Annotated in this window: 20 protein-coding genes and 1 tRNA gene; 10 read left to right on the plus strand and 11 right to left on the minus strand. The window is 50.1% G+C overall.

The annotated features are described in order from the left end of the window. Positions 1-281: 281 nt before the first annotated feature. From IKQ95_05050 to leuB, 3 genes are all read right to left on the minus strand, one after another. Positions 282-1,058 (minus strand): transporter substrate-binding domain-containing protein, encoded by a 777-nt coding sequence (locus tag IKQ95_05050; protein MBR4196062.1) that lies wholly within the window; start codon positions 1,056-1,058, stop codon positions 282-284. A gap of 23 nt (positions 1,059-1,081) precedes the next feature. Then, a complete protein-coding gene (locus IKQ95_05055; GenBank protein MBR4196063.1) occupies positions 1,082-1,489 on the minus strand; it encodes a hypothetical protein in 408 nt (135 codons plus the stop codon). Between the two features lie 120 nt (positions 1,490-1,609). Next, complete coding sequence (gene leuB, locus IKQ95_05060) at positions 1,610-2,671, minus strand: 3-isopropylmalate dehydrogenase (GenBank protein MBR4196064.1); 1,062 nt, start codon at positions 2,669-2,671, stop codon at positions 1,610-1,612. Positions 2,672-2,817: 146 nt separating this feature from the next. Here leuB and IKQ95_05065 point away from each other — a divergent pair, with 146 nt between their 5' ends. Next, positions 2,818-3,522, plus strand: a complete 705-nt coding sequence (locus IKQ95_05065) for a DUF4230 domain-containing protein (GenBank protein MBR4196065.1) — start codon at positions 2,818-2,820, stop codon at positions 3,520-3,522. A gap of 59 nt (positions 3,523-3,581) precedes the next feature. Here IKQ95_05065 and leuD read toward each other — a convergent pair whose 3' ends face one another. The 4 genes from leuD to uvrB form a co-directional block, all read right to left on the minus strand. Continuing rightward, the gene (leuD, locus tag IKQ95_05070; GenBank protein MBR4196066.1) at positions 3,582-4,064 is read right to left on the minus strand and encodes a 3-isopropylmalate dehydratase small subunit; all 483 of its coding nucleotides are present in this window, start codon (positions 4,062-4,064) and stop codon (positions 3,582-3,584) included. Position 4,065: 1 nt separating this feature from the next. After that, complete coding sequence (gene leuC / locus IKQ95_05075; protein MBR4196067.1) at positions 4,066-5,328, minus strand: 3-isopropylmalate dehydratase large subunit; 1,263 nt, start codon at positions 5,326-5,328, stop codon at positions 4,066-4,068. 95 nt (positions 5,329-5,423) lie between these two features. Continuing rightward, positions 5,424-6,956, minus strand: a complete 1,533-nt coding sequence (locus tag IKQ95_05080; GenBank protein MBR4196068.1) for a 2-isopropylmalate synthase — start codon at positions 6,954-6,956, stop codon at positions 5,424-5,426. A 328-nt stretch (positions 6,957-7,284) separates the two neighbouring features. Then, positions 7,285-9,273: an excinuclease ABC subunit UvrB gene (gene uvrB, locus IKQ95_05085; protein ID MBR4196069.1), complete on the minus strand. Its 1,989-nt coding sequence runs from the start codon at positions 9,271-9,273 to the stop codon at positions 7,285-7,287. Positions 9,274-9,376: 103 nt separating this feature from the next. On the opposite strand from uvrB, the gene IKQ95_05090 reads away from it, so the two are divergent. From IKQ95_05090 to IKQ95_05105, 4 genes are all read left to right on the plus strand, one after another. Further along, positions 9,377-10,423: a flippase-like domain-containing protein gene (locus IKQ95_05090; protein ID MBR4196070.1), complete on the plus strand. Its 1,047-nt coding sequence runs from the start codon at positions 9,377-9,379 to the stop codon at positions 10,421-10,423. Then, positions 10,416-10,973: an isoprenylcysteine carboxylmethyltransferase family protein gene (locus IKQ95_05095; GenBank protein MBR4196071.1), complete on the plus strand. Its 558-nt coding sequence runs from the start codon at positions 10,416-10,418 to the stop codon at positions 10,971-10,973. The genes IKQ95_05090 and IKQ95_05095 overlap by 8 nt, the downstream gene beginning before the upstream one ends. Before the next feature lie 40 nt (positions 10,974-11,013). Next, complete coding sequence (locus tag IKQ95_05100) at positions 11,014-11,640, plus strand: hypothetical protein (GenBank protein ID MBR4196072.1); 627 nt, start codon at positions 11,014-11,016, stop codon at positions 11,638-11,640. A 251-nt stretch (positions 11,641-11,891) separates the two neighbouring features. Then, the gene (locus IKQ95_05105) at positions 11,892-13,013 is read left to right on the plus strand and encodes a CDP-glycerol glycerophosphotransferase family protein (GenBank protein ID MBR4196073.1); all 1,122 of its coding nucleotides are present in this window, start codon (positions 11,892-11,894) and stop codon (positions 13,011-13,013) included. Positions 13,014-13,067: 54 nt separating this feature from the next. Here IKQ95_05105 and IKQ95_05110 read toward each other — a convergent pair whose 3' ends face one another. Next, positions 13,068-13,595 carry a nitroreductase gene (locus IKQ95_05110; GenBank protein MBR4196074.1) on the minus strand — a complete coding sequence of 176 codons (528 nt, stop codon included), beginning with the start codon at positions 13,593-13,595 and terminating at the stop codon, positions 13,068-13,070. A gap of 17 nt (positions 13,596-13,612) precedes the next feature. Continuing rightward, entirely contained in the window at positions 13,613-14,809 is a 1,197-nt protein-coding gene (locus IKQ95_05115) for a diaminopropionate ammonia-lyase (protein MBR4196075.1), read from the minus strand. A gap of 68 nt (positions 14,810-14,877) precedes the next feature. Here IKQ95_05115 and IKQ95_05120 point away from each other — a divergent pair, with 68 nt between their 5' ends. Further along, on the plus strand, positions 14,878-15,249 hold the full coding sequence (locus IKQ95_05120; protein ID MBR4196076.1) for a VOC family protein: 372 nt from the start codon (positions 14,878-14,880) through the stop codon (positions 15,247-15,249). 100 nt (positions 15,250-15,349) lie between these two features. Here the strand turns inward: IKQ95_05120 and IKQ95_05125 are convergent. Next, a tRNA-Leu gene (locus tag IKQ95_05125) sits at positions 15,350-15,439 on the minus strand. Between the two features lie 133 nt (positions 15,440-15,572). Between IKQ95_05125 and IKQ95_05130 the strand changes: the two genes are divergently transcribed. The 4 genes from IKQ95_05130 to IKQ95_05145 all read left to right on the plus strand — a co-directional run bounded on the left by IKQ95_05130 (position 15,573) and on the right by IKQ95_05145 (position 17,919). Continuing rightward, positions 15,573-16,367 carry an MBL fold metallo-hydrolase gene (locus tag IKQ95_05130; GenBank protein ID MBR4196077.1) on the plus strand — a complete coding sequence of 265 codons (795 nt, stop codon included), beginning with the start codon at positions 15,573-15,575 and terminating at the stop codon, positions 16,365-16,367. An 88-nt stretch (positions 16,368-16,455) separates the two neighbouring features. Beyond that, entirely contained in the window at positions 16,456-16,788 is a 333-nt protein-coding gene (locus IKQ95_05135) for a sel1 repeat family protein (protein ID MBR4196078.1), read from the plus strand. Between the two features lie 12 nt (positions 16,789-16,800). After that, the gene (locus tag IKQ95_05140) at positions 16,801-17,001 is read left to right on the plus strand and encodes an SEL1-like repeat protein (GenBank protein MBR4196079.1); all 201 of its coding nucleotides are present in this window, start codon (positions 16,801-16,803) and stop codon (positions 16,999-17,001) included. 84 nt (positions 17,002-17,085) lie between these two features. After that, entirely contained in the window at positions 17,086-17,919 is an 834-nt protein-coding gene (locus tag IKQ95_05145; GenBank protein ID MBR4196080.1) for a diaminopimelate epimerase, read from the plus strand. Between the two features lie 78 nt (positions 17,920-17,997). Here the strand turns inward: IKQ95_05145 and IKQ95_05150 are convergent, their stop codons facing one another. Continuing rightward, positions 17,998-19,290 carry a Glu/Leu/Phe/Val dehydrogenase gene (locus tag IKQ95_05150; protein MBR4196081.1) on the minus strand — a complete coding sequence of 431 codons (1,293 nt, stop codon included), beginning with the start codon at positions 19,288-19,290 and terminating at the stop codon, positions 17,998-18,000. Positions 19,291-19,333 lie beyond the last annotated feature (43 nt).

Raw genomic sequence — 19,333 nt, forward strand, 5'->3', positions numbered from 1 at the left:
CTCATGATATTATACAAACACTTGAAATTACCCTAACGAATCGTGATAAGGAGGGATAAAAGAATGTATGAGTTTTTAGTGTGGTTTTTGTTATTTGCTGTAGGATTTGCTATTGGGTTTTTCAGTGCTGACAGCTCTTCGACAAAGAATCAACGTATATTTTGGGGAACATTATATGGATTAGGAACAAGCGGTGTGTTCAACTATATACTCTATCTAATCACTGGATAAAAAAACTCCCCTGACTCAAAATCGGGGGAGTTCGTCATCTCTTAGGGCTTCTATTTCCCGTCAGCAAGCACTAAAACGACTTCCTGATTCGCGTCATAGGGCTTCGTGAAATCCATAGTCTTCAATCTCTCTTCAGTTATCGCCAGCGCGGAGCATATCATATCTACCCTTCCTGACTCTAACGCTTCCGGGAGCGCGTCAAACCTGTAATCCACAATCACAAGCTCTTTGTCGAGCCTCTTCGCGATTTCGGCGCACATCTCTATGTCGATTCCCACAAAGCCGTCCGCTAATCTCTCTTCATACGGAGGGAATGAGGCCGCACACCCTACCCACAATTTTCCGTTCTTTGCGCCGGGATTCATGTCGATATTCGCCGGATCTGGGTCATCATCGAGATATTTCGCCATGATTCCCGCGAGAGTCTTATCGGCTATTATCGCGTCAAGTGCTTGGTCGACCTCTTCACGCAACGGATTCCCCTTCTTGAAGGCTATAGCGTAGTATTCGCTCTCTACAGGCTCAGAAAGTATCCTAAACTCCGTGCTGCCTATCGCAAAATACCGTGCAGGGGATTCGTCCATGACAGCCGCGTCAATGTCTCTGCTTCTGAGGGCTGAAATGATGTCGCTGATTGTTGCGTAGGGGATGACTTTGCCGGAGTCGCCGCTTACGATTTCAGCCGCAAGATATTCCGAGACTGAGCCGGAAAGCACTCCGAGTTTTGCTGACTTGATGTCGCTGACTGATGACACTGCCGCATATGCCGCGCCCGATAATATTATGACGAGGCATAACACTGCGGACAGCTTAAAGATTTGTTTCATGATTCATTCTCCTTTCTGCCGGATTACCTGAAAAGCTCGCGGAAAAATCTATCTAGTGCTTCCTGGTCTCGCCTTCTCTTTTCCCTGCGCTCATATTCTAGGCGTTCCTGTTCGGTGTAATAGCGTTCGCGTTCTCGGCGTTCGTATTCGTGGCGTTCGCGCTGAAGCTCTCGGAGTTCCCTGCGGTCGCGTTCTCTCTGTTCGCGTTCCCGGCGTTCGCGCTCGAAGCGTTCTCGGTCTCTGCGTTCACGTTCGCGGCGTTCCTGTTCCCAGCGTATTTGGTCGCGGCGTTCACGTTCGCGGCGTTCGCGTTCCCATCTTGCTTGGTCATCGCGCCTAATAAGGCCATAGGCAGACGCTGTATTAGCTGAAGCACTGAATACCGTCAGCCCAGACAAAAGCCCGGCGGCGATTATCTTTCTCATGTTCACAGAATGATTGCTCCCTTCATTAATTTTATGGACAGCGGGATTCTATCACAAGGGGCATGACGATATTATGACGGTCAAAAAAAGAGGCTCCGCAGTTTTCCGCAAAGCCCCGTGAGATTCTTACAGGCGGGAAATTATTTCGTCCCTCATCTTTGAGCCTGTGATTAACGTTGTGCCTTCCGTGAAAATATCCGGCGTTCTCAGTCCTGCCTTCAGTACATCGTCAACAGCCTTCTCGATTCTGTCAGCCTCGCTCATCATTCCGAACGAATGACGCAGCATCATAGCCCCGCATAAAATTGTGCCGATGGGATTGGCTTTGTCCTGCCCGGCAATGTCAGGCGCAGAACCGTGAATAGGCTCATAGAGTCCGCGATTGTTGTCGCCGAGACTCGCGCTGGGAATCATTCCGATTGAGCCGACAATCTGACTCGCCTCGTCCGACAGAATATCGCCGAAAGTATTTTCCGTAACAATAACGTCAAACTCATTCGGGACTCGTATAAGCTGCATTGAAGCGTTGTCGACATAAAGGTGATTGAGCTTGACTTCGGGATATTCTTTCGCGACATCCTCGACAATTTCGCGCCATAATCTTGACGACGTGAGAATGTTTGCTTTGTCGACTGACGTAACAATCTTGCGGCGGTTCATTGCCATCTTGAATCCAACGTGAGCGATACGGCGTATTTCGTGCTCTGTGTACTCCATGACATCGCGGGCTGCCTTTTCGCCGTCTGGTGTCGTGAAGGCTTCGTGCTTACCGAAATATATTCCTCCTGTGAGTTCGCGCACTATGATGAAGTCGATACCTTTTTCGGCGATGTCCTTGCGTAACGGACAAGCGGAGGCGAGCGGGGCAAAAATTTTTGCGGGTCTGATGTTCGCAAAGACTTTGAGTCCTTTTCGCACGCCCAAGAGTCCGCGTTCGGGGCGAATCTCAGGGGGAACGTTGTCCCATTTCGGGCCGCCGACAGCACCGAGTAATGTTGCGTCTGCGTTCTGGCAAATCTTGAGGCTTTCAGCGGGGAGGGGTTCGCCGTATTTGTCGATGGCATTGCCTCCCATTGCGACCTCTTGAAAGTCAAACGCACCGGGGGCAACTTTCTCGATGACTTTCAGAGTCGCGCCGATAACTTCAGGGCCTATACCGTCTCCGGGGATTACTGCGATTTTCTTCATGGCCTAATCTCCTTTGTGTGAAATTGTGATGTTGTTGATTATTTCACGTGAGTCAAGTTTTACGTAGAAATAACGTTTTCTTATCCCCCCCCCCCCTTGATGATAACATTATATGGATGAAAATTTTATGCTAGGAGGAATAAATCGTGGATAATATTGTAGGTTTATTCGGTTCTCCATTGACGACGATACTTTTCGTTGTGGGGCTTGTTGCGGTCGCTGTCGTTGCGTGGTGGCTAAGGGGATTATTCGGGACTAAGAACATCGTGCGTTCTTCCACTTTGCTTACCGCTGTAAAAGATGCCAACGAAATGGTAACTCTGCGCTCTTATTTTCAGCATATCATTCAGAATAAGCTAGAAACAAATCTTATTGTTATGACCTCAGAAAGCAAGCTGTTGCTGATATGCAAAGGGGAAATCGTCTGTCATTTCGATATGTCAAAAGCAAGTATCACTGTAGACGAAGAGAGCAGGAAAATCAGCGTGGGAATGCCTACCTGTGAGCTTCAGACAATAATTGACACAAAGAATGTGGAGGTCTATGACAGCACAAGAGGTATCGTAGATTTCGTTGCTGACACAATTCAGTTCAAACACACGTATGACTACAACAAAGTGCGCGATGTTATAGAAAGTGAACGCCCAAAGATTACTCAAGCCGCAAAAGAAGAATGGCGTTTAGTCTATAAGGCAAAAGACAACGCAAAACGTAATGTTGCTAACTTAGCACAGGCTTTCGGCTATACTGCGGACGTTTCATTTGAAGATAACAATGACTCCGCGGCCAAACTCGGAGAGATTGCAGGAGTCGTTCGTGGCTTTAGGTCGGAAGAAACTACGATTGACTAAGTCCTGAGAGAAAACATACTCCCCTGAAAGCATAAATCTTCGGGGGAGTTTTTTTTTTGTTACTGCTTCGCTTTCTTCAGCGAGGCCATGAGTCCCCCGTCAGCAATCATCTTCCTGATAAACTCCGGGAAAGGCTCAGAGTGATACGTCTTGTTCTTTGTCGCGTTCGTGATGACTCCCGTGTCAAAATTCACGCTCACTTCGTCCCCGTCAGAAATATCTTCAGCGGCTTCGGGGCATTCGAGAATAGCGAGGCCGATATTGATCGCGTTGCGGTAAAAGATTCGGGCGAAACTTTTTGCGATTACGCAGGAGATTCCCGATGCCTTTATCGCGACAGGGGCATGTTCACGCGATGAGCCGCAGCCGAAATTGAGTCCCGCCACGATGATGTCGCCTGCTTTGACTTTGTGCGTGAAGTTCGAGTCTATATCCTCCATGCAGTGAGACGCTAATTCTTTTTCGTCCTGGCTTGCGAGGTAGCGCGCTGGGATTATTACGTCAGTGTCTACGTGGTCGCCGTATTTGTGCGCGGTTGCCATTCTACATTACCTCCTCCGGGTGTGAAATGTGGCCTGTGATTCCTGATGCGGCCGCAACAGCAGGAGACGCTAAATATACTTCGCTCTTCACGTGTCCCATTCTGCCGACAAAGTTACGGTTCGTTGTTGATACGCAGCGTTCGCCCTCCGCAAGAATGCCCATGTAACCGCCCAGGCACGGCCCGCAGGTAGGAGTCGAGACTACACAGCCCGCGTCAAGGAATATATCCGTAAATCCCCGTTTCATGCACTCGCGGTAAATGCTCATTGTCGCGGGAATGATTATGCCTCTCACGCCGTCAGCAAGATGTTTTCCACGGAAGATTTTTGCGGCGGCTTCCATGTCCTCAATTTTTCCGTTTGTGCATGAGCCGATTACTATCTGATCTATATTGATGTCAGAACCTTCACGGGCGGGGTGAGCGTTCTCCGGGAGATGAGGATATGCGACAGTGCAGTCAATCTCATCAAGATTAAGCTCGATGACAGACTCATATTCCGCGTCATTGTCAGCGTAGTAAATGCTCCAGTCATGCTTCACACGGCCTTCAATGTATTTCCGCGTAATGCTGTCGACCGGAAAAATTCCGTTTTTCGCTCCGGCCTCTATCGCCATGTTTGAGATTGTGAGTCTGTCGGCCATAGTAAGCTCCTTCAGTCCGTCCCCCGAAAATTCAAGCGACTTGTATAAAGCTCCATCGACTCCAATTTTCCCGATGAGTGTCAAAATTACGTCCTTCCCTGAAACATAGGGCTGTTTCTTCCCCGTAACGTTGACGCGAATCGCAGAAGGAACTTTGAACCACGTATAGCCCGCCGACATTGCTGCGCCCATGTCAGTAGAGCCGACTCCCGTTGAGAATGCACCTAACGCGCCGTAAGTGCATGTGTGGGAGTCCGCGCCGATAACAGCATCGCCGGGGGCTACGAGTCCCTGTTCGGGCAAAAGTGCGTGTTCGATTCCCATTGTACCGACATCAAAATAGTGAGTGAGTCCGAATCTTTTCGCGAACATTCTGCACTGCTTGCACTGAGTCGCCGATTTGATGTCCTTGTTCGGCACAAAGTGATCCATAACGAGAACGATTTTCTCAGGGTCAAATATCTTGCTGAAGCCCGCCGACTCGAACTCGTTAATCGCGACTGGTGATGTGATGTCGTTGCCGAGTACGAGGTCTAATTTTGCCTGAATGAGCTGGCCCGCGTGAACTTCATCGAGTCCGGCATGGTCGGCAAGAATTTTCTGCGTCATTGTCATTCCCATTTGAGTTAATGCCCCCTCAATTTTTTATATTTTTGTGGATTTGACTATTATACGGCAAAAAAATTCCCCCGCCGTAATGACGAGGGATTTTTCTTTTACTCTCCTGCCTCAAACATTTTATTCACGCCGTTGATATACGCCTGCAATGACGCTTCTACAATGTCGGTGCTTATCCCTGAGCCTGTGTACATCTCCCCCGTTGACGCGCTCGAAATCTTCACGACAGCCTCGCCGATTGAGTCTTCACCTTCTGTTACTGCTCTCACGCTGAAATCCTCTAATCTTGCGTCGACTCCGAGCATTTTGTTCACGGCCTTGAATGCTGCGTCAAGAGGCCCCGCGCCGTATTCGACACCCTCAAGAATATTATTATCCCGCGAAAGTTTCACGTAGGATATTTTCGGTATGTCGCTGCCTGATGTTATCGAGTGGCTGATGAGGCGACATGTTGAAGCGGTGCTGCCTTCAGGGCGTGTGATTCTTGAGCGGTGAAGAGTCAGTGCCTCAAGGTCTGAGCTTGTGATTGTCTTCTTCTCGTCAGCAAGTTTCTTGAACCTCGTGAATATGTCTTCAAGCTCCTCGTCAGAAATCTCATAGCCCATCGCTTCGAGCCTGTCCCGGATTGCGTGCTTCCCTGAATGTTTGCCGAGTACTAAAGCGCGGTGAGGGACTCCGATTTCGTCCGGGTTCATGATTTCGTAGGTCTGTGCGTTCGTTATCATGCCATGCTGATGGATTCCGGCCTCGTGTGCGAATGCGTTTGCGCCGACAATGGGCTTTGTGGGTGAGATTGCGACTCCGATTATGTTGCTCAGGAGACGGCATGACCTGTAAATTTCGCGGGTGTTGATTCCCGTCTCAGCGTCATAATAATCATGACGAGTCCGAATCGCCATCGCTATTTCCTCAAGTGAGGCATTCCCGGCGCGCTCTCCGATCCCGTTCACGGTGCATTCGACCTGAGTCGCCCCGGCCTTTACGCAGGCGAGAGAGTTTGCGACTCCCATCCCTAAATCGTTATGGCAGTGTACGGAGATGACAGCCGAGGCGATTCCCTGCACGTGTTCTTTCAGGTACGAGATTAACGCGCTCATTTCTTGAGGTGTCGAATAGCCGACTGTATCGGGAACGTTGATTGTTGAAGCTCCCGCGGCGATTGCGTTCGAGAATGCCTGCGCGAGAAATTCACGGTCAGAGCGTGAAGCGTCCTCGGCGGAAAATTCTATGTCCGGGCATTTTGCCTTTGCGTACGAAACCATCTCGGTGATTGTGGAGAGTACCTGCTCGCGTGTCATGCGTAACTTGTACTGCATGTGAACATCACTTGTCGCGATGAAAACGTGAATGCGGGGTTTCTTTGCGTCTTTGACTGCCTCCCATGCCGTATCAATGTCGCGAGTGTTGGCGCGGGCAAGGCTGGCGATTGTGCAGTTCGGCGCGGCTGAGGCGATCGCCTGAATGCTCTTGAAGTCCATCGGGCTGGCGATTGCGAAGCCGGCCTCTATGATGTCGACTCCGAGTTTCTCAAGCTGGCGAGCCATGACAATTTTCTCGCTGAGATTCATACTGCACCCGGGCGACTGCTCTCCGTCTCTTAATGTCGTGTCGAAAATTTTGACTCTGTTCATCATTTTTCCTCCTTGATTGTGTTTACCCCTCTTCCGCTTGCGCTCCCTCTCCCCTAAGTTAGGGGGGATACCGTTTACGGAGGGGGGTAACAGCAACAAAAAACGGGGTCTGAAACTTTTTGTGATTGCTTCAGAATCCCCGTCATCGTTTGCTGATTTGTGATTGCGATTTTATGCGCTGAATTTATCCGCACCCCGGAGATTCCCAGAATGCAAGAGTAGTGCGAGGGTTGTTAATGTGAAAGTGTTAATCATTCTGCTGAGTCTCCTTTGCGATTTGAATTTTTGCGGAAGTATTTTACAGTCAAAAAATGTATGTGTCAAAAAATTACTTCTCCCGCTCCCGTTCTGCAATAATATCCCTCAGCACCGCGGCCCGCTCAAAGTCGAGTTTGTCAACAGCGTCCCACATTGCCCGCTCAAGCTCTGAGACGCTCATTTTTCCCGGTGATTTCGTTTTCCGAGTTCCTGATACATTCCCCGAATGACTCACATCACCATATGCTGCAGAAAGCTCCGCCGGCAATAAATCTTTCACCGTCTTCACTATGCTGACCGGGGTAATGTTATTCTCCTTGTTGTAGGCAATCTGACGCGCCCGCCTGCGTTTTGTCTCGCTCACGGCCTCCGAAATGCTGTCGGTTACATCGTCCGCGTAAAGTATCACCCTGCTGTTGACGTTCCTGGCCGCCCGTCCCATGATCTGAATCAATGAACGGTATGACCGCAGGAATCCTTCACGGTCAGCGTCAAGAATCGCCACAAGCGTAACTTCCGGCAAGTCCATTCCCTCGCGCAGAAGATTAATCCCGACAAGGACATCAATTTTTCCGGCCCGCAAATCGCGTATCAATTCTGCCCGCTCAAACGTATTCAGCTCTGAATGTATATACTTCACGCGGAACTTCAATTCCTTCAGGTAGTCGGACAAATCCTCGGAGGCTTTTTTCGTGAGGGTTAGCACTAATGACCGCTCGCCCTTCTTCACGTTGTCCCGGAGTCTGTCTATGAGGTCGTCAATTTGAGTCTTGGCGGGAAGCACATCGACTTCAGGATCAGGAATCCCGGTCGGGCGTATAATCTGCTCGGCAATAACGCTTGAGGCTTGAAGCTCGTAATCTCCCGGAGTCGCAGAGACAAATACAGCCTGCTTTATTCTCGACTCGAACTCGTGCCACTGAAGCGGCCTGTTGTCCATACATGAAGGCAGCCTGAATCCGTTTTCCACGAGGACATTTTTTCGGGCGTGATCTCCGTTGTACATTCCGCGAACCTGCGGCAGGGTTATGTGGGACTCGTCTACTATCATGATGAAGTCATCCGGGAAAAAGTCAATGAGAGTCCCCGGCGGCTGTCCGTGCTTCCTGCCGTCAAGATATACGGAGTAATTCTCAATCCCGGAGCAGTAGCCCGCCTCTGTCATCATCTCAATATCGTAAAGCGTCCTCATCTTGATTCGCTGTGCCTCGACAAATTTTCCCTGCGCTGTAAATTCGGCCTCAATCCGCGCTAACTCCTCCTGAATTTTCGGGACTGACTCCGAGATTGCCCCCTCTTGCGTAACATAGTGCTTTGCCGGGAATATTGTCGCCTCGCTCACAGTCTCTATCACATGGCCGGTAAGGGGGTGCGTGATGTCTATGCGTTCTATTTCGTCGTCAAAGAAAGTAATCCGTATGCAGGTCTCATCCTCATATGCCGGAAAAATTTCTACAGTGTCGCCCCTTACGCGGAACTTTCCCGGCTCCGGCGTGAAGTCTGTCCGCTCGTAATAATTCGCAACAAGCCGCGCTAAAATTTCCCGCTCGTCAAGTTTGTCGCCAGTGTGAAACGGGATTATAGCCTCCTCGTATGCCTCTCTCATTCCGAGTCCGTAGAGGCATGAGACACTAGCCACGACAATAACATCACGGCGTTCGATTAATGCCTTTGTCGCCGAGAGCCTGAGACGTTCTATTCTGTCGTTCACGGAAGCGTCCTTCTCGATGTATGTATCACTCTGCGGGATATATGCTTCCGGCTGGTAATAGTCGTAATAGCTGACGAAATATCTCACGGCGTTTTCGGGAAAGAATGCTTTGAACTCGCTGTAGAGCTGTGCGGCAAGTGTCTTGTTATGCGCGAGGACAAGCGCGGGGCGGTCAAGATTTGCGATGACGTTTGCGGCTGTGAAGGTCTTTCCGCTGCCCGTAACACCTTTAAGAGTCTGAAAGCGATTCCCGGCCATGATGCTTTTTGTGAGCGCGTCAATAGCTTGCGGCTGATCTCCTGACGGCGGCCACTGCGAATGAAGCACGAAATGTTTTTGTCTTGACACGTGAATTTTTCCCCTTCATAAAAACGGATGGCAATATTATAAGCTGAGAGAGAGATTCACAGGTTATAATAGCCTCATATTTTCATGACGGAGGAAACTCGCCTTGTCTCTCAGAAAAGGACTAATCATCTTCATACTTCTTGCGTTCGGAGTAAGCGCGGTAATAATTTTCCGCAGCGTTGACCATGAAACAATACGCTCTCTACTCCATGCCGACAAAATGAAATTATTGCTGGCTCTCCTGATAGTGTTTGCGGCGTGGATATGCGATGCCGGGAGATTCTGTGCGCTGTCATCGGCGGCACATGAACACGTTCCCTTCTCGCTTGGAATCGTTTTGACGTGGCTGAATTATTTTGGGAGTGCCGTTACTCCGATGCAGTCGGGCGGAGGGCCTTTTCAGGTTTACGCGCTCTACAAGAAGGGAATCCCTGTAGGAAAAGGGATCGCCATAACCCTAATGCGTACAATGCTGACGGTGTTAATCCTCACAATTTCGGTGCCTTCAGCGTTAATGCTTGACCCTGAAATTTTGGAGGGCAGCCCGTTCCTGAAGGGACTTGTGTTTTACGTGTTCGTTGTGATTCTTGCGACATGGGCATTCATAGCGTTCACAGTGATACGCCCTGACCTTGTGAAGAAACTGAGTCATATTATCGTGTTATGGCTTAGGAGATTCGGACTCATGCGGTCAACACGCAGAGCAATAAAGATAGTTCGCTGGCTCGACAAGGAGATAGACAACTACATCATGAACTTCAAGCTGGCTTTCAACACGGGAAAAATCTGGGTGCTTATCGCCGTAATACTCTCAGTGCTTCACCTTCTTGCGCTGTTTACTGTCCTTCCTGTATTGATGTCGGCTGTAGGTCTTCCGTTCAGGTACATGCAGACTATAGCGGTTCAGGCTGTTTTCATGTTCATACTTTACTTCATACCCACGCCGGGCGCGAGCGGAGTCGCTGAGGGTGGCGGGGCATTGCTGTATTCTATCCTTATGCCCGCGAACATGGCCGGAATTATGTCGGTGATATGCAGATTTTTCACGGACTATATATCTATCTTCATGGGAGTCGTTGTAGTTATTCGTATGTTAGGCTGGGGAGTAACGGAGAATTTGCACAAAGGAGCGTCCGTTGAGAATGCGTGAATGGGTGTTCAGAATGCGCGGGGGAATATGGACTCTCCTGTTCCTCGCGATTCTCTTCATGGTTCGGGAGTCATCATGGGAAGTCATTGCGGCCTCTGTCGTGATTGTCGCGCTGGGTCAGGCTTGGCGGTGCTGGGCGGCGGGGTCAATAGGATTATACCGCGGCGAAAACGTGAAGGCACTGAAACTTGCGACTAAAGGCCCGTATGCGCTGATGAGGAATCCGCTGTATTTCGGGAATTTCGTCATAGGACTCGGCTGGAGTCTGATTGCGGGGAAATGGGCGGTTATGATTTTCGCGGTGAGCTTCTATGTACTGTATGTGCTTGTGATTATTCCTCATGAGGAAGAATTTTTGCGGGCGAAATTTGGCCGTGAGTATGAAGAATATTGTCGGCGCGTAAAAATGTTCCGGCCTGCGAAAATTGATACTGAGTCAATTATTGCCCCGGTTGACTGGGAAATAGTCAGGCGGAGCGAAATTCACACAATAATCTCAACAATTACAGGCACGTCAATAATAATCGCTGTATCACTGTGCTATACTTAATCCCCGAAACTTGACGGCGCATAAAGGAGGCTGATTATCAATGTGCGCGGAAAAAAACAGGAAGCCGGGATCCGAAAGCCAGAATGAAATAACGATAAGCGAATTATTATCGGATGCCCCGGAAAGGGAATACCCGCAGTATATTCTTGACGCAATATCACGGGTGCAGGAATGGATGAGGGATGTTACAGACGGTGATGATGATACAGATTCCGGCGATGATATATTCTCGGCGATATTCGGTGAAAATTACGACGACGGAAATGCAGGTATTGAGGCATTAATCGAAAGGCTTGACGGACTCGGCGAATACGCTGACGTTATCCCCTGCGCGAAAACCCCGGAGGGAAAATCTGACGCAGTGATAATCAGCATAACCCCGCCGGATTTGGAGAGCGGCCTGCGTTCGGCGATAGATTACGCGGCTGTCTTCAACAGGAATACCTGCAAACGTGTGTGGATAATCAGCGATATATTTATACTTGATGACGTAATGAAGTTCTCGCCTCATGTCGATGCATTGTCGGAGCAGGGAATAACGCTGAGATACATACTCGTAACGCCGTGGGGATGGGTTGAACTCCCCCTGAGCGGCAGCACGGCAACAAAGCACGCATTCTTGTGGAGAAATGACGATGTATCAGAACACAGGAAAAAGAAAATATGACATATGAGTGAACCGCATAAAGATTCTGAGGCTCAGGATAAACTTCATGCAGACATATAACTTTGCGAAATGGGCAGGGCTTGGAGCGTGGCACAGCGGCTCCGGGTTGCTGTGGTAGAAAGATTACCCTGTGCCTATAAAAATACAGGAAGGACTTGATACAATTGATAAAACGGCAAAAAAGCCCCCTGACATTCAAAGCTGCGTTGAGAAACTGCGCCAAATGGATATTAAGAAAAATATTGTCCCTCGTGCCATCAGACAATATAATCATGTTCGAGAGCTACCCCGATTTCACGGACAACACTTACCCGGTGTATCTGGAGCTGAAGAAACGTCTGCCCGATTATAAACTGATATGGGTTTTTCATGGTACAGGCATAAAGAAAGAGGATATCTTGACTGTTTCAGCTACGGCGAAGTCTACACTATTTCAAAATATAAAACGCTGGTATTGTATAGCGAGAAGCAAAGCTATCGTAACATGCAACTACATCAAAAAATGTCCAAAAATCAAGCCCCGCCAGATTTCATTGTTCTTGGATCATGGAAGCCCGATAAAAGACATAACAGGAAGACATGACCTCAAGAAACTCGGCGTTGACTTCATCAATGTACAGTCGCACTTTTTCGACAACGTAAACCTTGAGCCTAGAAACGCAACCCCTGAGCAGCTCGTTTACTTGGGCTACCCCCGTTGCGATTGGTTCTACAGGCCGTCCCGGAGAAAAGACATTGACGGAATCGTGAAGGGAAAATATATTGTCTGGCTTCCGACATTCCGCAGCAACAAGGACAAAAACCGCGACGATGCTCCCGGCTCTGTGTTCAGCAAAATCGGCGTTCCCCTGTTCTACAGCATCGATGCTCTGAAAGAGTTTGACGCATTTCTCCGCGGCAGGGGCATGAGTATTCTGTACAAGCCTCATTTCGTGCAGGACATGGACGTTGTGCGGAAGACTCCGCTGTCGAACTTCATCATGATCGGCGACAGGGACATACTCGGAAGGGGCTTGCAGCTCTATGAAGTCCTCGCACAGTCCGAGGCACTCATCACGGATTACTCCTCTGTATTCTGGGATTACATGCTTCTTGACAGGCCGATAGCGGTAACAACTGATGACATAAAAGAGTACAAGGCCGGGCTTGGCTTCATGTGCGACTACGAGACAATAAGCGGCGAGTCGGCAGAAGTTGCGCCAAACGCGGAGGCTCTCCGGGAATTTGTCGCGAATGTTGCTGACGGAAGGGACGTAAAGCGCGAGGGTCGCCGGAAATGGCGCGACATCGCTAACATGTACCAGGACGGAAAATCATCAGAGCGCGCCGCGGATTTCATCATCGAAAAATTAGGCATCGGGCAAAAATCATAACCCGCAAAAAAATCCCCTCTGTGAAAAACGCAGGGGGGATTCGTTTTTCCGTGATTACTCCGCGTAATATACTCTCCCCGACTTTCTCGGCGCGGGCTTGGGCGGCTCTCCGTCAATGAAGCCTAAAGCGCAGTGGCCGACACCGATATATTTCCCGGAGATTCCCATGTCCGCAAGCAGCTTCCTGTATTCGTCCGTCTGAAATTCCTCGTATGCCCGGTTAATCCATATGCTTCCCAGTCCGAGAGAGTGAGCCGCGAGCATCATATTTCCCAGAACAAGACTCCCGTCCCGGACATTGTTGAAATTGTCTTCCGGCGCAAGGACTATCAGAATCACGGGCGCACCGTAGAACGGGTCAAAACTTTCATCCCATCCGCCTATTTTGCAGTTGTCCCGCGAAATTTTGTCCCGTAGGTCTTTGCGTGTAACCGCTATGATTATGGGAGCCTGCGATCCTTTCCCGCTTGCCGCGTAGAGTCCGGCCTCTATTACCGCGTCAATGTCTCTGCGTTCGGGCATGTCCGGCTTGAAGCTCCGTATGCTCCTGCGCTCCTTTATTGCCCTGATTACCTCGTTCATGATTATTCCTCCCTGTATTAATATCCCGGATATACTCCGTCCCAGACGATTCGCCGATAATTTTCACGGTCAGTGTCGCCCTCTGTTGATATGCACAGAACCCGCGAATGTCCGTCAACTTTCAGCGTTTTGCGTATGTGGTCAAGAGCGTCATTCCTCATAAGCTCGTACACGAATCCCGCTGTGCTTGCTCCGCTCTCCCCTGAGATAATGCGGCCGTCATTGCCCAGAGGATTCCCAAGAACGCGCATTCCCTCCGCCGCAACATAATCGGGCATTGAGATGTAATTCTCTGCGTGGGACTTCAGCAATTCCCATGCGACTGTACACGGAATACCGCAGGCAAGTCCCGCCATGATGGTGTCAAGGTTGCCTGTTACGGCGTGAAGTTTTCCGTCATTTGCGCGGGCTGTCCTGAATATGCAGTCGGCCTTGTTGGGTTCTATTATCGTGATTATTGGCTTGTCCCTGTAGTAATTCGCAAAGAACGATGACAAAGCCCCGGCCATTGAACCGACTCCCGCCTGAAGGAAGATATGAGTCGGTGCTTCAGCGAGGGACTCGGCGGCCTCAATCGCCATAGTGAGATAGCCCTGCATGATTCTTAGCGGTATATCCTCGTAGCCGCTGAACGCTGTATCCTGCATCCACGGCCAGCCGTGAGACTCCGCGAAATATTTTGCGTGCTGAACGGTGTTGTCATAGTTGAGATTTGTTACGGACGCTTCAGAGCCTAGAGCCTGAATATTTTTGAGGCGTTCTTTTGCTGTCCCAGCCGGCATGAAAACAACGCTTCCGAGTCCGAGCCTGCTGGCAGTCCATGCGATTCCCCTGCCGTGATTGCCGTCAGTCGCCGTAACAAACTTAATCCCGCGCATGTTCCTGTGAACGTCCTCCCGCGTGAGCCTCCCGAACGTAATATCACTCTCAGAGATTCCGAGCCTTTCCGCGATATAGTTGGCTATGCACCAGCTTCCGCCCAAGCACTTGAACGCGCTGAGTCCGAATCTGTAGCTCTCATCTTTGACGTGAAACGATCTGAGTCCGAGACTGTCCGCAAGATTCTGGAGACTGACCAGCGGCGTAGGCTCATAGCCGGGTATTGTGGCGTGAAATGCCCGCACTTTTTCGGCGGCTCCTGGCGTGAACATCTCATCAAGCCTGCATGAATGGCTAATGCTCTTGAGGTGAACGAGATTTATATTTCCTGTCATGAAATTTCCCCCTTGTATGCGTTATAATAATATAATCCGCATAAATGAACATGGGAGGAATTACGGCTATGAAGTTCAGAATGATTCACGAGAATTACAATGTGCAAGACCTGAATCGCTCGCTTGACTTCTACAATAAGGCACTGGGACTCACAGAGAAGAGGCGCAAAACTGACCCGGAAGGCTCATACATCATTGTGTACATCGGCAATGATGAGTCAGATTTCGAGCTTGAATTAACTTGGCTCAGGGATCACCCGGAGAAATACGACATCGGCGAGGAGGAATTTCACCTTGCTTTCAGGGCTGACGATTTCGGCGCGGCGCACAAACTTCACAGCGAGATGGGCTGCATATGCTTTGAGAATCACGACATGGGAATATACTTCATTCAGGACCCGGATGGCTACTGGCTTGAAGTCCTGCCCCCCGACAGATAAAAGCGCGTCCCTCCGTGAAACAAAGCGGGGGGATTTTTCATGCGTCTACATAAGCAAAGCCCCTCCGGCGGATTAACCGAAGGGACTAATTGTAATCTAATGGTGCGGAGGGGGAGAATCGAACTCCCACAGCACTTAATTGGCCACAAGATCCTTAGTCTTGCGCGTCTACCAATTCCGCCACCCCCGCACTGAAAGGGTGAGGCATGACAGAGAGAAATTATACTATTTTTTTCCCCTATGTCAAATTATTGATACAGCGTGAAGAAATTTCTGATATGATTACGCAATCAGCAAAAAATTTCACGGACGGAGGAGTCATTATGACAAGGATAATTTTCGCGCTCGTTCTTTCTATTTTCGCGGCCTCATGCGCATTTGCCGGGGGGCTTGAGGTTCTGACGCTCGTTGAGACTCAGGGTCAGAGCGACATCGGGCTTTTAGTCGGAGCATCGGACTCACTGAAGGCGGAATACTTCCCTGACGGAAAAATGCCGAGTCAGATTTTGGCGTTCTGGGTCATGGCCGGGGACAATGGGATTCTCTTTGACGCGGGACTAAGGGCAGGCAACATTCCCGCGGAGCTGTCGACAAAAGGAATCGACACCGAAAACGTGAAGACGATTCTTCTCACGCACCTTCACGGGGATCATTTCGGCGGACTCGTGAACGCAGAAGGCAGAGCGACATTCCCGAATGCTGAAGTGTACGTGTCAAAGCCTGAGTATGATTACTGGGTCAATGAGCTGAAGAATGACGCAGTAATCTCCGCGCTGAAGCTGTACAGGGTGAAATGCTTTGCGTTCGGCGATGAGGTTGTGCCGGGAGTGAGGGCGATAGATACGGCGGGACATACGCCCGGCCATGTCTCATTTCTCGTTGAGTATGACGGCGGAAAAATCATAATTGCAGGAGACATTATGCACTTCCAGACGATTCAGCTTCCTCATCCTGAAGTCACAGTGAAGTATGACGTTGACCCGGTGAAGGCTGTGCAGTCAAGAAAATTCCTGCTTGATTATGCGGCGTGGAAGAAAATCCCGGTCGCGGGAATGCACATCATGCTTCCGGGGATTATCAGCGTAACGAAATCGGGCGATGGCTACGAAAAACAGTAAAGGCGGAAAATGGCAGTGATTGCGGAAATTCTGACACGGTGATATAAATATCAGGCTGTCAGAAATTATCACAGGAGGAATTTTTCCCATGAACAAAAAATTAACCGCTCTTGCAGTTTTTGCGGCAGTGATTCTTTCATGCGCGTGTGCTTTTGCCGACACATTCGAGGAAGTCATGAAGAGGGCCGAGACTGGAGACGCTCAATCACAGCTTGATATAGCGGTCGCATACTTTCAGGGCGGCGGCGTGAAGGAGAATCACGAGGAAGGCGCAAAATGGATGCTCAAAGCCGCAGAGAACGGACTCGCAAAGGCCCAGTTCGGAGCGGGGCTGATGTACGAGAACGGCGAGGGCGTAAAACAGAGTCATGAAGAGACCGCAAAATGGTACCTCAGAGCGGCGGAACAGGGATATGCCTAGGCTCAGTGCAACATAGGAGTCTGCTACACGTTAGGGCGCGGAGTCGAACAGGATCTTGACGCGGGATTCAAATGGCTGAACAAGGCCGCGGACCAGGGAGACGAAAACGCAAAGAAAGTTATCGGCAAAGAGCTTGAAATTCTCTGCCACAATGCCCGGAACGGAGACAAAGACGCTCAGAACGTCCTGACACATTTCGGTAAAACCTGGTAATCAGACAGCAGGAAAACATCAACCCCCCCTGTATGTATCACACCATATAGGGGGAAATTTTTACGCAAGGGAGCAATCATCACAATGAAATTCACCAAAATGCACGGCTGCGGAAATGATTACGTCTACGTAAACTGTTTCGAGGAAAAAATCAATGACCCTGCGAATCTGTCAGTCAAAATTTCAGACAGGCACAAAGGAATCGGCGCGGACGGTTTGATTCTCATTCTCCCGACACCGAACGCAGACGCTTTCATGCAGCTCTACAACTCTGACGGCTCATCTGACACAATGTGCGGGAACGGTATACGCTGTGTCGCAAAATATGTCTACGAACACGGCATAGTCCCCCCCGACAAAACGACTCTCACGATTGACACGCCTGTGGGAATGCGGACGCTCTATCTTTCTGTCGACGGCTCCGGGAAAGTCTCATCTGTCCGCGTGAATATGGGCAAAGGGAGCGCAACAACCCCTGTTCCTGATGATATTACTGTTCACGGAATGGGATTGAAGTTTGTCGGGATAAATGTCGGAAATGACCACGCTGTATATTTCACGGAGGACAATCCCGAAATCGCCGACATTCATTCATGGCCGGACTCAAAATTCGCGGCTGAGGGGGTATATTTCGAGACACACGAGAGATTTCCCAAGCGCATAAATTCCGAGTTCATCGACATAATTTCACGGAACGAAATCAACATGAGAGTGTTTGAGCGCGGATCGGGCGAGACAATGGCCTGCGGGACAGGAACAACTGCGAGCGTTTTCGCGGGAGTTGTTTCGGGGAAATTAGACCGTGATGTTCTCGTTCACCTGAGAGGCGGAGACCTGCATATTCACGTTGACGATGACAATACCTGCTGGATGACCGGCCCGGCTGTCGAGGTCTTTCACGGCGAGTATCAAGAGTAGCGCATAAGGAAAGCCCTCCCCGTTTATGAGGAAGGCTTTTTGCGTGTGAATATATATCTTTTCGTTTGTTGATGACTGTTACAGGTATACGCCGCGAAGCTCTACGATGTCTGATACCCTCTTTATCGCGGCCATGTATGCCGAACGCCTCATTGTTACTTTCTTTGCCTCTGCGAAATCCCAGACCTTGCAGAAATTATCCTTCATGAGCTTCACGAGCCTGTTGTTGTACTCTTCCTCAGTCCATGTGAACCCCTGCAAATTCTGCGCCCACTCAAAGTATGACCCTACAACGCCGCCCGCGTTCGCGAGGAAGTCCGGCACAAGAATCACGCCTTTGTCGGTGAGTATGTCTTCAGCTTCGGGAGTCGTGGGTGAGTTCGCGCCCTCGAAAACGTATTTTGCCTTCAGCTTGTCGGCCGTGTCCTGATTCAATACTCCCTGAGCCGCGCACGGGCAGAATATATCACAGTCAACCCCGATAATCTCATTGCCCGGAATCTTCTCGCAGCCTTCCTTCTCAAAGCCTGTGAGCTTTCTGCCTCTCTTGCCGGGATTCGTGTTAATGTACTCGAAAGCCTTTGCGACATTGATTCCGTTCGGGTTGTAGTATGCGCCGGTTGTGTCGCTGATTGCCACGATTTTGACTCCGGCCTCATTGAGGATTTTCGCCGCGTAGCTTCCCACGTTGCCGAACCCCTGAACGGCCGCCTTCACTTTTGACGGGTCAAGCCCCTTAATCCGCATAAGCTCAAACGCGCATGTTGCGAGTCCTCTCCCGGTCGCCTCAGTCCTGCCCGGCGCGCCCCAGTAGTCGATGGGCTTTCCCGTGAGCATGGCCGGCTCAAAGTGTCCCAGCATTTTGCAGATGGTATCCATGATCCAGACCATTTCTTGGCCGCCCGTATACATGTCAGGCGCGGGAACGTCCGACCACCTGCCGATGATGGGTGCGATTCTTGCTCCGTAAGTGCGCGACATTCTTTCTTTCTCGTTTCTTGACATGTTGGTGGGATCACAGCAAATTCCGCCCTTGCCCCCGCCGTAGGGAATCCCGGCCAATGAGCATTTCCACGTCATGAGCATTGCGAGGCCCTCGCATTCCTGCCCGCTTACGTCCATTGCGTAACGAATACCGCCCTTTGACGGCCCTAACGCTGTAGAGTGCTGAACCCTGAAGCCCTGAAACACTTTCACGCTACCGTCATCGAGCGTAACAGGCACAGAAACATCAACCCTTCTCTCCGGGTAGCTGAGGATCTGAATCAATCCCTCGCTGAGGTGCATTGCGTCCGCCGCCGCGTAAAAGTCATGAAGTGCCGTGTTGAGAATGAGATTGTTTGCTACTCTTCTGCCGTTTTCGTCTACCATCGTAACACCTTCAAAATATTCTGTATATTTCAAATTTTTACGG

Source organism: Synergistaceae bacterium (assembly GCA_017540085.1).
Lineage (GTDB): Bacteria > Synergistota > Synergistia > Synergistales > Aminobacteriaceae > JAFUXM01.

Excerpts from the sequence above, each read along its gene's own strand:
- IKQ95_05150 (MBR4196081.1), bottom strand. The coding sequence starts at position 19,290 with ATGGTAGACGAAAACGGCAGAAGAGTAGCAAACAATCTCATTCTCAAC.
- IKQ95_05100 (MBR4196072.1), top strand. The coding sequence starts at position 11,014 with ATGTGCGCGGAAAAAAACAGGAAGCCGGGATCCGAAAGCCAGAATGAA.
- IKQ95_05080 (MBR4196068.1), bottom strand. The coding sequence starts at position 6,956 with ATGAACAGAGTCAAAATTTTCGACACGACATTAAGAGACGGAGAGCAG.
- IKQ95_05050 (MBR4196062.1), bottom strand. The coding sequence starts at position 1,058 with ATGAAACAAATCTTTAAGCTGTCCGCAGTGTTATGCCTCGTCATAATA.
- IKQ95_05115 (MBR4196075.1), bottom strand. The coding sequence starts at position 14,809 with ATGACAGGAAATATAAATCTCGTTCACCTCAAGAGCATTAGCCATTCA.
- leuD (MBR4196066.1), bottom strand. The coding sequence starts at position 4,064 with ATGGCAACCGCGCACAAATACGGCGACCACGTAGACACTGACGTAATA.
- IKQ95_05110 (MBR4196074.1), bottom strand. The coding sequence starts at position 13,595 with ATGAACGAGGTAATCAGGGCAATAAAGGAGCGCAGGAGCATACGGAGC.
- IKQ95_05145 (MBR4196080.1), top strand. The coding sequence starts at position 17,086 with ATGAAATTCACCAAAATGCACGGCTGCGGAAATGATTACGTCTACGTA.
- IKQ95_05095 (MBR4196071.1), top strand. The coding sequence starts at position 10,416 with ATGCGTGAATGGGTGTTCAGAATGCGCGGGGGAATATGGACTCTCCTG.
- leuC (MBR4196067.1), bottom strand. The coding sequence starts at position 5,328 with ATGGGAATGACAATGACGCAGAAAATTCTTGCCGACCATGCCGGACTC.
- IKQ95_05130 (MBR4196077.1), top strand. The coding sequence starts at position 15,573 with ATGACAAGGATAATTTTCGCGCTCGTTCTTTCTATTTTCGCGGCCTCA.
- IKQ95_05120 (MBR4196076.1), top strand. The coding sequence starts at position 14,878 with ATGAAGTTCAGAATGATTCACGAGAATTACAATGTGCAAGACCTGAAT.
- leuB (MBR4196064.1), bottom strand. The coding sequence starts at position 2,671 with ATGAAGAAAATCGCAGTAATCCCCGGAGACGGTATAGGCCCTGAAGTT.
- IKQ95_05135 (MBR4196078.1), top strand. The coding sequence starts at position 16,456 with ATGAACAAAAAATTAACCGCTCTTGCAGTTTTTGCGGCAGTGATTCTT.